The organism is Halobacillus sp. ABA4_118 (genome assembly GCF_056160205.1).
Genome location: NZ_JBSWWS010000001.1, coordinates 676,878 through 689,714, shown reverse-complemented (window position 1 = coordinate 689,714; position 12,837 = coordinate 676,878). Strand labels below are relative to the sequence as shown.

At 47.1% G+C, this 12,837-nt stretch carries 11 protein-coding genes; all 11 read left to right on the top strand.

What is annotated here, in order from left to right:
• Positions 1-2: 2 nt before the first annotated feature.
• The 11 genes from ACXAGL_RS03545 (at position 3) to ACXAGL_RS03495 (ending at position 12,831) form a co-directional block, all read left to right on the top strand.
• Positions 3-767: an ABC transporter ATP-binding protein gene (locus ACXAGL_RS03545; protein WP_474969527.1), complete on the top strand. Its 765-nt coding sequence runs from the start codon at positions 3-5 to the stop codon at positions 765-767.
• Positions 760-1,467, top strand: coding sequence for an ABC transporter ATP-binding protein (locus ACXAGL_RS03540; protein ID WP_474969526.1), 708 nt, complete (start codon positions 760-762; stop codon positions 1,465-1,467). The genes ACXAGL_RS03545 and ACXAGL_RS03540 overlap by 8 nt, the downstream gene beginning before the upstream one ends.
• Positions 1,468-1,527: 60 nt before the next feature.
• Positions 1,528-2,751 carry an ABC transporter substrate-binding protein gene (locus ACXAGL_RS03535; protein ID WP_474970993.1) on the top strand — a complete coding sequence of 408 codons (1,224 nt, stop codon included), beginning with the start codon at positions 1,528-1,530 and terminating at the stop codon, positions 2,749-2,751.
• Between the two features lie 76 nt (positions 2,752-2,827).
• The gene (locus ACXAGL_RS03530; RefSeq protein ID WP_474989860.1) at positions 2,828-3,979 is read left to right on the top strand and encodes an acyl-CoA dehydrogenase family protein; all 1,152 of its coding nucleotides are present in this window, start codon (positions 2,828-2,830) and stop codon (positions 3,977-3,979) included.
• A gap of 16 nt (positions 3,980-3,995) precedes the next feature.
• A complete protein-coding gene (locus tag ACXAGL_RS03525) occupies positions 3,996-5,180 on the top strand; it encodes a thiolase family protein (protein WP_474989858.1) in 1,185 nt (394 codons plus the stop codon).
• A 29-nt stretch (positions 5,181-5,209) separates the two neighbouring features.
• Positions 5,210-5,989, top strand: a complete 780-nt coding sequence (locus ACXAGL_RS03520; protein WP_474989856.1) for an enoyl-CoA hydratase/isomerase family protein — start codon at positions 5,210-5,212, stop codon at positions 5,987-5,989.
• Between the two features lie 317 nt (positions 5,990-6,306).
• The gene (locus tag ACXAGL_RS03515; protein WP_474989854.1) at positions 6,307-6,744 is read left to right on the top strand and encodes a MarR family winged helix-turn-helix transcriptional regulator; all 438 of its coding nucleotides are present in this window, start codon (positions 6,307-6,309) and stop codon (positions 6,742-6,744) included.
• On the top strand, positions 6,731-7,939 hold the full coding sequence (locus tag ACXAGL_RS03510; RefSeq protein WP_474989852.1) for an MFS transporter: 1,209 nt from the start codon (positions 6,731-6,733) through the stop codon (positions 7,937-7,939). The genes ACXAGL_RS03515 and ACXAGL_RS03510 overlap by 14 nt, the downstream gene beginning before the upstream one ends.
• A 387-nt stretch (positions 7,940-8,326) precedes the next feature.
• Positions 8,327-9,013, top strand: coding sequence for a DUF4867 family protein (locus ACXAGL_RS03505; protein WP_474969520.1), 687 nt, complete (start codon positions 8,327-8,329; stop codon positions 9,011-9,013).
• On the top strand, positions 9,010-10,767 hold the full coding sequence (locus tag ACXAGL_RS03500; RefSeq protein WP_474989850.1) for a solute:sodium symporter family transporter: 1,758 nt from the start codon (positions 9,010-9,012) through the stop codon (positions 10,765-10,767). Before ACXAGL_RS03505 ends, ACXAGL_RS03500 begins: the two co-directional genes overlap by 4 nt.
• A gap of 12 nt (positions 10,768-10,779) precedes the next feature.
• Positions 10,780-12,831 carry an alpha-glucosidase gene (locus ACXAGL_RS03495; protein ID WP_474989848.1) on the top strand — a complete coding sequence of 684 codons (2,052 nt, stop codon included), beginning with the start codon at positions 10,780-10,782 and terminating at the stop codon, positions 12,829-12,831.
• Positions 12,832-12,837 lie beyond the last annotated feature (6 nt).

The following is a 12,837-nucleotide window of genomic DNA, read 5'->3' as shown; positions in this document are numbered from 1 at the left end:
GCATGTTGATGGAGACAAAAAAGCTGACGAAGCAGTTTGGTGGTCTCACGGCTGTCAATGACGTGGATTTTACGATTGAAAAAGGGAAGATCAATGCGATCATCGGACCGAACGGTGCTGGAAAGTCCACCTTTTTCAATCTGCTGAGTGGTACGTACACCCCTTCCGCTGGTCAGGTGTTTTATAAAGGACAGGAGATTACGAAACGGCCGCCGGAAAGAATCGCAAGGCTTGGCGTTGCCCGGACGTTTCAGACGACGCATTTGTTTGAAGAATCCACCGTGCTCGATAACGTGATTGTCGGTCACCGCCTCCGGACGTCATCAAATTTATGGGATGCCGTTTTCCGCACGAAGCGTTTCAAATTTGAAGAAAAGAAATGCCGGGATAAAGCGATGGAAGTGCTGGATTTCGTCGAGCTCACCCATGTCATGGACGAGCCGGCCGGAAGCATCACCCAGGAGGAGAAGAAGCGGGTGGCCTTTGCCCTTGCTCTGGCCACTAATCCCGAAGTCGTCTTCCTGGATGAACCGACAGCAGGTATCAACCCCGGGGAAACCGCAGGGCTGGCCTCACTGATGGAAAAAATGGTGCAGCGGGGCATTACCGTCTGCTTGATTGAGCACAAAATGAAAATGATCATGAAGCTGGCGGACAAAATCATGGTTTTGAATTATGGTGAGAAAATTGCTGAAGGGACGGCCGAGGAAATCATGAATAACCAAGCGGTCATCGAAGCTTACTTAGGGGGCGGTGCGAGTGCTTGAGTTAACCGATGTGTCGATACGATATGGATCCTTTACCGCTGTAGAAAACATCAATATTCACGTAGGAAAGGGAGAACTCGTCGTTCTGCTCGGTTCCAACGGTGCAGGAAAAAGTTCGACGTTTAACACGATCAGCGGACTGCAGAAACCGAGTGACGGAACCATTCTTTTCGAGGACCGCCCGATTCAAGGGGCTGGACCTGATAAAATCGTCCGTTCAGGCATAGTCCAGTGCGCTGAAGACCGGAAGCTCTTTCCGCAGATGACGGTCAAGGAAAACCTTGTAATGGGAGGCTATGTGCACCGGAGGAAGCGGAAGCAGGTGAATCAGTCTTTGCAGGATGTTTTTGAACTGTTCCCGATATTACAGGAGAAAAAAGATCAGCCCGCCGGCTCCTTAAGCGGAGGCCAGCAGCAGATGCTTGCCATCGGGCGGGCACTCATGGCTCAACCGAAGCTGCTGCTGCTGGATGAGCCATCCATCGGCCTCGCTCCGCTGATTGTCGAGCAGATGTTCGAAGTGATTCAGAAAATTAATCAAGACGGGACGACGGTCCTGCTTGCCGAGCAGAATGCGTTTGCGGCCTTGAAGATTGCCCACCGAGGCTATGTCTTTGAAAGTGGATCGGTCGTTGTAGAAGGGACAGCGGAAGAACTGCTGGCAAATGATACGGTCCGGAAAGCTTATATCGGGGCCTGATGGCAGCGTTCCGCTTTTGTCCGGTCTGCACCAAACATTTCATATCTAGGGGGATCTTTTATGAAAATGATCAAAGATTCAGCTGTTTTCCTATTGGCCGTCCTGCTTCTGCTTCTCGCTGGCTGTATTGATAACCCATCGAACCAGTCCGCAAGCGGGGGAGGCAGTGAAGCTGAATCCGAAGCACCGGAAGTCGAAGAGGGAGAAGAAGTCGTCAGTATCGGATACAGTGGTCCATTGAGCGGTCCCGCTGCCTATTACGGCGAGCGTACATTAAACGGACTCAAGCTTGCTGTTGATGAAATCAACAATAATGGCGGCTTTGACATTGATGAGCAGACATACAAGTTCAACCTCGTGTCGCTGGATGACAAGTATCTGCCGAATGAAACCGCAGCGAATGCGAAACGTCTGATTCAGGAAAACGACACACCGGTCGTATTTTCCCCCCACAGCGGCGGAATCAAGGCGATGCAGGTATTTAATGAACAGGAGAACTTCTTGATTGGGGCGTATACGAGTGAACCTGCCGTTACCGCTGAAGGAAACAAGTTAACCGTACGGGTACCTCCAAGCTATGATGGTTACCTTAAACCATTTACATCCTATGCGATGGAAAACCACGGCATGAAGCTTGCGGCCCTGCCAACAGCCTCCCAGTATGGGAAGGACTGGACAGAAGCGATTGTACCTTACTGGGAAGAACAAGGCGGAGAAGTGGTGTACAATTCTTCGATCGATTTTTCCAAGGATACCGACTTTTTCACGCTTGTGACCAACGCCTTGAAGGAAGATCCCGACGTTTTGTTCATTGGAGGCCCATCTGAACCGACTGCTAAAGTAGCGAAGCAGGCACGGGAGCTTGGTTTCGAAGGCGGGTTTATGATTATGGACCAGGCTAAACTGGATGAGATGGAGGCGGTTACCGGATCGTATGAATCACTGGAAGGGTCCGTCGGGGTTCTGCCACTGGCCAATTCCGAATACCCGGGAACGCCCGCTTTTATCGAAAAATATAAAGAGGAGCACAATGAAGTGCCGGGATCTGAAGCAGGGTACCATTATGTAGCGATGAACATTTTGATGGAAGCGATGAAGGCGGCAGGCAGCGTCGATGATCCGAAAGCCATCCGTGACCATATACAGGACGGCCTTGATGCCCTGCCGGAAGAAAAAGAAGTGTACACCATTGAAGAAATCGGGGAAGATGGCGGTTTTGCTACGGATTTAAGCATTGCTGCTGTGGAAAATGGTGAAATCGTAACGATTGAAGTCAACGATTGATGGTACCGGACAACCTGGCGGTGATTCCTACAGCATCGCCGGGTTTCTTTTTTCAAGGAGGAAGGAGAGGCGAAAGATGGACTTTCAACTGGACGAACAGACGACAGCGTTGAAAAAGAGTGTCAGAGCTTTTGTACAGTCAGAAGTGGAAGCGGCTGCCGCCGTCATTGAAAAGGAAGACCATATTCCTGAAGCGATTATGAAAATGTCCCGAGACCTCGGATTGTTCGGATTAAGCATCCCGGAGGAATACGGCGGATTAGGCATTTCAATGGTCGGAAAATGTGCCTTGTATGAGGAAATCGGAGCGACCCACAACGGATATACAACAGTGATCGGCGCACATACAGGCATTGGCAGCGTAGGGATTGTCGAGCTTGGAACCCAGGAGCAGAAAGCCAAGTATCTGCCCCGGATGGCAGCGGGGACATCGCTGGGCGCTTTTGCCCTGACCGAGCCTGGAGCAGGATCCAATGCCAGTGCTTTAAAGACGACGGCGGTGAAACAAGGCGACCGCTATATTCTAAACGGAACGAAGCATTACATTACGAATGCGACGGTTGCGGATGTGTTTACAGTTATGGCCGTTACCGATCCGGAAAAAGGGGCGAAGGGGATCACCTCGTTCATTGTAGAAAAGGATTTTCCCGGCTTCAAGGTCGGAGCTGTGGAACCGAAAATGGGCCTGCACGGCTCCCAATCAGCCGAAATCATTCTCGAAGATTGTGAAGTTCCGGAAGAAAATGTGCTCGGAAAAGAAGGGGAAGGGTATGTGAATGCCTTGAAGATTCTTGCCAACGGCAGGGCTGGTCTTGCTGCAAGGAACCTGGGCTCCTGTCAGAAACTGCTCGACATGTCGATGCAGTATGTGGAGGAGCGGCAGCAGTTCGAGGTCCCGATTATCGAGCACCAGGCGGTCGCCCATATGATATCGGAAATGGCAGTGGAAATCGAAGCGCTCCGTTCCTTTACGTACCGGGTGGCATGGATGGTGGATCAAGGAAAAAAGGTCATTAAAGAAGCCGCCATGCTGAAGCTTTATGGATCGGAAGTGTATAACCGCGTGGCGGATAAGGCGGTTCAGGTGCACGGAGGGATCGGCTATATCTCAGATTATCCGGTAGAACGCTTTTACAGAGATGCGAGGATTACAAGGATTTATGAAGGGACTTCAGAGATTCAAAAAAATATCATAGCCGGGCAGCTGCGGAAGGAATATGCCCGTTGATGGAAGGAGGGCGCTCATGAACGAAGAAATCGTTATCGTCAGTGCTGTGCGGACGCCTGTCGGCCGGTATGGCGGTTCGCTGAGGAATGAATCTTCCGGGCATCTCGCATCTCAGGCGATCAAAGGTGCCATATCCGCGGCCGGGCTGAAGGGCGACGATATCAGCGAAGTGATTCTTGGAGAAGTCCGGCAGACGACGGAAGCATCGAACGTGGCCCGTGTGGCTTCTTTGAGAGCAGGAATTCCTGAATCATCCCCGGCATATACGATCAATCGGTTGTGTGCATCCGGTCTGGAAGCGATCGCTTCTGGTGTCCAGCAGATTGCTTTTCAACAGGCAGATATTGTAGTAGCCGGCGGCACAGAGAGTATGAGCCGCGCACCCCTGTATTTAAGACAGGCAAGGTTTGGGGAAGGAGACCCTGTCTTAGTAGACTCCCATAAGGAAGCCGGTCAGCAGCCAAAAGAAATGTATGGGCCTGACCTCGGGATGGGTATAACCGCTGAAAATGTCGCCGAACGCTATGGCATCTCAAGAGAAGATCAGGATGTATTTGCGCTTGAGAGCCAGCGGCGTGCTGCTGCTGCGTTGGAGGCAGGGTTTTTTTCAGACGAAGTAATCCCTTATGAAGTGAAAGGTAGAAAAGGGATTCAAACGATCAAGATTGATGAGCACCTACGTCCGGAAACGACAAAGGAAAAGCTGGCTTCTCTACGTCCGGTATTTAAGGAGAATGGGACGGTGACAGCCGGGAATGCCTGCGGCCGCAATGACGGAGCGGCTGCTGTGGTCATGATGACGAGGCGGAAAGCAGAGGAAATGGGATGTGTCCCCCTTGTCAAAATCACGGACTGGGCGGTGGCCGGTGTCTCCCCGGAAGTCATGGGAATCGGTCCTGTACCCGCTGTCCAAAAGCTGATGGACCGCACAGCCTTGAGTCTGAAGGATATCAGGTTGATAGAGTTGAATGAAGCTTTTGCTGCTCAGGCACTTGCCGTTATCCGGGAGCTGGAAGTGGATTCCGATATCGTGAACGTCAATGGCGGAGCGATTGCCCTCGGTCACCCGGTCGGGGCAAGTGGGACGCGGATCGTGACAACGCTGATTCATGAAATGAAGCGGAGAAAGGAAAGATATGGACTTGCCACGTTGTGCGCGGGTGGCGGTCAGGGCATGGCGATGCTGTTGGAACGTGCTTAAGGAAGGAATCTAAGAAAGGGAGCGGTGTTGTGGAATATCAAAACATAGCGTATGTGAAAGAAGATCGTCTCGCTTATATTGTTATTAATCGTCCTGAGGTCCGGAATGCCTTAAGTCAGGGCGTGCTCGATGAAATGGAGGACGCGCTGGGCCGGGCAGAGGGAGATGATGACGTAGGCGTCGTCATTTTCACCGGACAGGGAGAAAAAGCATTTGCCGCCGGCGCTGATATTCAGCAGCTGACCGAAGCGGAAGCGGTGGATGCATTGAAGAACGGCGATATGCAGCAGTTGTACGATAAGATCGAAGCTTACCAAAAGCCGACGATAGCCATGGTCAATGGCTTTGCGCTCGGTGGCGGCTGTGAACTGGCGATGTGCTGTGACATCCGTATCGCCTCCATCCACGCTTCCTTCGGTCTTCCTGAGTTGTCGTTATCCATCATCCCGGGCGCCGGAGGTACCCAGCGCCTGACCCGTTTAGTGGGCAAAGGAAAGGCTCTGGAAATGATTTTGACAGGGAAAAGGATATCCGCAGAAGAAGCTCTGGCGATCGGGCTTGTCACGAAAGTGGTTACGCCGGAACGACTGCGCACAGAGGTTGAGGAAACAAGTGCGAGCATTCTGGCTAAAGGTCCGCTCGCCGTCCAGCTCGCAAAACTTTCAGTTCATATGGGGGCGGAAACTGATATGAAAACTGCACTAATGCTTGAACGCCTCTCTCAGGCGGTCCTGTTCAACTCTGAGGACAAAAATGAAGGGGCACGGGCTTTTCTCGAAAAAAGGAAGCCTTCTTTTGAAGGCAGATAACAGGAAAAGGGCGGATTTCCGCCCTTTTTGTGATTTCCGGAGGATTTCCCGGGAAATATGGATCAGGCATCAGGGGTGATTTAGTGATTGGTTGATATAGTTCCGATTTGATCGAAATATTTCAAATTTGGCTGATATATTCCGAATTTAATTGATATATTCAAAAACTAATTGATATATGGACAAAAAAATGGATATCCATCTACCTCTAACCCTAAGTTCCTCATCCTTTCTACCGGTTTACAATACTTCTCACATCCTTTATGATCGTCAGTATGCAAAATACTTACCTAAGTAAATAATCAAGAGGTGATAGGATGGAACGCTCCGATCATAATATTCTCCACCTGTTAAACCAGCAGGTGCGGCGGTTGAACCAAAGGATGAACGAAAAGCTGAAGGAATACGACTTGTACATGTCCCAATGGGCGGTCATATATACCCTCCATACGATGGGGCCGATGACGCAGAAAGAAATCTGGCAGTATTTGAATGTGGAAGCTCCGACGGTTACAAGGACCATTACCCGTTTGGAAGAAAAGGGATGGCTTGTCCGTAAGCAGGGGTCCGATAAGCGGCAGCGCATCATCCATATTTCTCCTGAGGCGGAACAACGAAGAGATGAAATAGCCGCAAGTATTCGGAAGTATGAAGATGAACAGCTGCTTCAACTTACAGAAGCAGAAGAAAAGCAGCTCCGTGGTCTCCTGGAAAGAATGATCATAGAGGAGGGGAATGACAATGCAGAAGACTAACCAGCCGATTTGGACAAAAAACTTTATCAGCGTATCACTCACGCATTTCTTTGTCTTTGTAACATTTTATGCGCTGCTAACCACTCTCCCTATTTACGTGATCGATGAACTTGGCGGTAATGAGGCCCAGGGAGGTCTTGTCGTCACCGCCATTATGGTGGCCGCCATTTTGATCCGGCCGTTTTCCGGTAAGTTTTTAGAAAAGACAGGTAAGAAAAAAGGGCTTATTGCAGCAGCCTCCCTTTATTTGCTTACGATGATCTTTTATCTGACGGTCTCTCAGTTTGAAGGATTGATTGCTCTGAGGTTTATTCACGGTCTTTCCTTCGCCGTAGTAACGACAGCAACAGGAGCTATCGCAGCGGACGTCGTTCCCGCACAAAGGCGTGGAGAAGGACTTGGGTATTTTGCGATGTCCATGAATGTGGCGGTCGTTGTCGGACCGTTTGTTGGTCTTTCAATTCTCCAGGCGGCTCCTTTTGAGACCTTGTTTATCGTTTTAAGTGTGTTTATGCTGCTTGGTGTGATCAGTTCATTGATGATCCGTTCTTCAAGTGAAAAAGCCGCACCGAAAGCAGAACAGAAAACAGCGAAGGTATCTTTCCATGATTTATTTGAAACAAGAGCCCTGCCGACAGCCTTGATTGCAAGCCTTGTTGCTTTTTCCTATTCCAGTATTGTGTCGTTTATATCCGTATACGCGAATGCCCTGGGGCTCGGAGGCGTATCCAGTTACTTCTTTGTCGTCTTCGCTGTTGTGATGATTGTTTCACGCCCTTCTCTCGGCCGGGCATTTGATAATAAAGGACCGAGTATTGTCATTCTTCCGAGTCTGCTTATTTTTGCAGGAGGCTTGATCCTGCTTGGGTATATCGATTCCTTATGGGGAATGCTGCTGGCCGGAGCCATCATCGGCCTTGGTTATGGATCACTGCTGCCGAGTTTCCAAACAATGGCTGTCCAGTCTGCTCCAGAGCATCGGAGCGGCCATGCCACGGCCACCTTTTTCATGATGTATGACACCGGAATCGCAGCAGGCTCCTATGTTTTAGGTTTGCTCGTTTCCATGACAAGCTTTCGTGTGACCTATCAGATCAGTGGGATTCTCGTTCTTCTCGTACTCGGAATCTTTTATTATGCTTATACACGCCAACAGAAAACGCGGATGGTAAAAGAGAGATCTGAAGAAATCTGATGGGACAGCTTTTTCTATAAAAAGCAGCTCATTTGGCTACACTGGTGACAAAGAGGTGGTCAAATGGTGAAAGAGGAAGGAAACTTTATGAAGGGGCTGCTCTGGGCGGTTTTATTATCGGTTCCTTTGTGGGGATTGATTTTGACAGCAGTCTATATGTTTTTAAAAATAAATTGATTTTAAGGCAGGGTCCCTGAGGGGGATCCTGCCTTTTTCGTAATTATGAACGCTGATCAAGTTCCTTTCTATTTGTCTGATCCATCTTTATTTACCAAATATTTTAAAAATTATACTTGCTTTTCTGTATGCGCTTCCATTAGAATGGATAACAACGAAAGGTACCTATGTATTTTAAAAGGTAGTTATCTTTTAACGGGGAGGAACAATATGTTAAAGACTATTCAGAAGTGTAATGAAGGTATGGAAATCCACCATATTGATGAGGAGTCCTTCCACTTGTTTGGAAGAGTGCATGAAAATTTTCCAAAAGGTCCTTTACTAGAAAAAATGAAAGATGTCTCTATTCCAGCGGAAGGAAATGTCTACGAACCTGCTAATCTAAGGTTGGAAACAGCAGGGGTTAAAGAAAAAATTGAGAACTTTTATTATGGTGGGATGCCTGTCCAGATTGGTTTTTGTGTAGGTAAGAACTCACATTTAGGAGGGTTGGAATTCCACAAGGGAAGCGAATTCAACATAGCTGTCACTGATATGGTTCTCTTAATAGGTCATTTTAATGATATAAAAGATCATACGTTTTCAACAGAGCATTTAAGGGCGTTTTATGTGCCGGAGGGTTATGTAGTCGAATTGTTTCAAACCACCTTACACTTAGCTCCTTGTAAAGTATCTGAAGAAGGGTTTAAAACGATTGTTATTCTTCCAGAAGGCACAAACACCCCTCTAAATCAGTCAGCTGTCGAGCAGGATCTCCTTCTATTTAAGAAAAATAAGTGGCTGCTATCCCATAAGGATCATCAGCGTTTTGTATCTGAAGGAGCGCATGTTGGTATAAAAGGTCCTAACGTTTTTGTGAATTATTCAATGGAGCGAGAGGGAGGAAAGCAGCAATGAATCTCTTTTTTACACTGGTTACATGTGTCTTGTTCATGGGTTTGGTGGGCTGGGTGTCTTATCGGAAATCCAAGGGACAGGTGAATGATTCCGACGGATACTTTCTGGCGGGAAGAGGGTTGACAGGCGGATTTATTGCAGGGAGTCTACTGCTGACAAACTTGTCTGCTGAACAATTAATAGGCCTGAATGGCCAGGCCTATCGTACAAACCTTTCAAATATGGCCTGGGAAGTGACCGCTCCCATCGCAGTCATCATTATGGCTTTGGTCTTACTTCCCAAATATCTGGGTGGTGCATTTTCAACGCTTCCTGAATTTTTAAGTACCCGCTTTGATGATGGGGTGAGAAGATACATCGTTGTTCTGTTTATGCTGGGGTATGCGTTCGTGACGATCCCTTCTGTTCTTTATTCAGGTGCACTGGCTGTTTTAAAACTGTTTGATGTTCCTTCCCTGCTGGGGATATCTTTTGAGTCTTCGGTATGGCTGGTCATATGGGTCATTGGTATTATCGGAGCTGTTTATGCTATCTTTGGTGGCTTAAGAGCCGTAGCTGTATCTGACACATTAAACGGAATCGGCCTTTTGCTGATCGGTTTGATGATTCCTGTTATCGGATTGTTTGCCCTTGGAGATGGAAACTTCTTTAGAGGATTTGAAACGATGGCAACAGATAATGCTGATAAGCTGAATGCTATTGGTGGAAAGGAAGACTCTGTACCATTTTCAGCGATTTTTACAGGAATGATTTTCATGAATATGTTTTACTGGGGAACAAACCAGTATGTAATTCAACGGGCTCTTGGAGCTAAAAACCTCGCTGAAGGTCAAAAAGGCGTTCTGTTTTCAGGTTTTTACAAGCTCCTCGTTCCAATCTTAATGATGATTCCAGGTGTTATTGCTTTTCATTTGTATGGCTCCGGATTTAAGACGGTAGATTTAGCTTATCCAACTATGGTTACGAATTTGATGCCGACCATTTTTTCCGGGTTGTTTCTTGCAGTGCTGCTCGGCGCGGTCTTCTCCAGCTTTAACTCCTTGTTGAACTCAGCTGCGACCATGTTCGCTCTGGATGTTTACAAGCCAGGATTTAAACCGGATGCATCGGATGAGCAGTTGATTCGTGTAAGTAAATATTTTGGAACCATTCTGGCTCTGGTGTCCTTTTTTATTTCACCGATGCTGATGAGTGCACCGGATGGTCTTTGGGACATCATCCGTAAGTTTACTGGTTTTTTCAACATTCCAATCATTGCTATTGTCCTTGTAGGGATTGCATCGAAATTTGTCCCCCCTCTGGGAGCAAAAATAGCTGTCATCTTTCATGTAGTGACCTACTATATGCTGGTATGGGGGTTAAATCAGTTGTTCGGTATTGAAATTACCATGAACTTTATCCATATCTCTGCTATTCTTTTCTTCATCGAAGTAGGGATTATGCTGGGTGTGGGATATATACGGCCTCTTTCAGAACCGTATTCTTTCAAACATGCACCAAAAGTGAGCATGGTACCATGGAAGTACGCGATCCCTACAGCTATTATTCTCTTAAGTTTAATTGTATTCGTTTACATTACATTCTCTCCAATAGGATTGGCATACCCGGATGCGGTCGTTTCGTCATGGTTCTGGGCAGCGTCAGGCGGTTTAATTGGATTGACAACTGTAACCTTAGTATTTGCTCTGAAAAAGTGGGACAAGAAATATGATCAAGTTTTAGAAAATCAAACCAAAAAAGCAGCAAATTTATAGGAGGTACCAATTATGCAGACTAAACGAAAGCAAGGATTGGACATTCACACTAATGGGAGAACCTTTGAGGTAACATTGGACGGTACAACGATTTTCAAGCATTCCCCTGCTTCTCCATGTTTATATGTCGGAAGCGGGGAAGAGGCTATTGAGATGTATCGAGGGAATTATCATATTGAAGATTATGTTGTGGAAAGGTTTGGGTTGAAGACCTACGAAATAAGTCGAAAAAAAGATGATGGTTTTCAAATTGACTTTAAACGAACGCCTGCAGACACAGAAGTGTTAACAGTGGATTTCCTTTACGAAGATCAAAATTTAACACTGACGTTTTCAGGTGATCGTGAGGCGTACAGCCGTTTTTGGATTCGTATTGCTGCTGATTCTGATGAGAAAATCTATGGATGTGGGGAGCAGATGTCCCATTTGAACCTGCGTGGAAAAAACTTCCCGTTATGGACTTCAGAACCTGGCGTAGGAAGAAATAAAAAGACGTATACGACATTTCTTGCGGATGTTCATGACAAAGCAGGCGGCGATTATTACCATACGAATTTTCCGCAGCCAACGTATCTTTCCTCTAAGAAATACTTCTGTCATGTCGATACGACAGCTTACGCAGATTTTGATTTCCGTAAAGATCAATATCATGAGCTGCAGATGTGGGAAGTTCCTGAACACATCATGTTTGAAACAGGAGCGGATTTTAAAGAGTTGGTTTCTCGTTTAACGAAGCATCTTGGAAGGCAGCCTGAGCTTCCTGAATGGACGTATGATGGAATATGGCTGGGGATGCAGGGAGGAACGGATGCTGTTCAGAAAAAAATAGATGAAGCCCGGGAAAAAGGATTGAAGGTGGGCGCTGTATGGGCGCAGGACTGGCAGGGGAAACGATTCACTTCCTTTGGACGTCGGTTGAACTGGAACTGGCAGTGGGATGCGAATGAATATCCTGGTCTGGATCAAAAGCTTAAAGAATGGAAAGAGCAGGGCATTCGTTTTCTGGGCTACATCAACCCATATTTAATTCTTGATGGACCGCTGTATCAAGAAGCTGCTGCGAAAAACTACTTTGTGCTGAATCAAAAAGATGACATTTACCTAGTCGATTTTGGAGAGTTTGACTGTGGAATTGTAGACTTGACCAACCCGGACGCTTTCGAATGGTATAAACGTGTCATTCAAATCTATATGATTGATTTCGGGTTAGATGGATGGATGGCGGACTTTGGAGAATACCTTCCGACAGATGCCAAACTCTACAACGGTGAGCCTGCCATGCTGATGCATAATGCCTGGCCTGCGCTATGGGCCAGAGTTAATTTTGAAGCTGTCGATGAGGCTGGTAAAACAGATGAAATTGTCTACTTTATGCGTGCGGGCTATACAGGAAGTCAAAAATACTGCCGTCTACTGTGGGCCGGTGATCAAAGTGTTAACTGGGATCTTGATGATGGAATTGCTTCTGTGATTCCTGCAGCTCTCTCAGCGGGGTTAACGGGGAACGGTCTTCATCATAGTGACATAGGCGGGTACACAAGTTTACACGGGAATAAACGCTCGAAAGAGTTACTATTGCGATGGCTTGAACTTGCTGCTTTCACCCCGGTCATGAGAAGTCATGAAGGTAACCGTCCAACAGACAGCCACCAGTATGATCGTGATGAAGAAACGATGGATGCTTTCGTACGTATGACAGATATTCATACCTCATTAGCTCCCTACCTTAAAGAAATTGTGAAGGAAAATGCAGAAAAAGGGATTCCTGTCCAACGTCCTTTATTTATGGAATTTGAATCTGATGAAAATACTTATGATATCCAATACCAATACATGTTGGGGAGCGACATCCTTGTGGCTCCAGTTTATGAGGAATCTGTAAGTCAGTGGCGTGTGTATCTCCCGGATGAGGCATGGGTTCATTTATGGACGGGAGAGGAATTTACAGGAGGGAATGTTGAAGTGGAGGCGCCGCTGGGACAGCCGCCTGTATTTTATAGAAACGGATCGGAATATGCTGATCTCTATAAGAAAATAAGGGCAGAGTATACAATCGAAAAATAAAGGTAA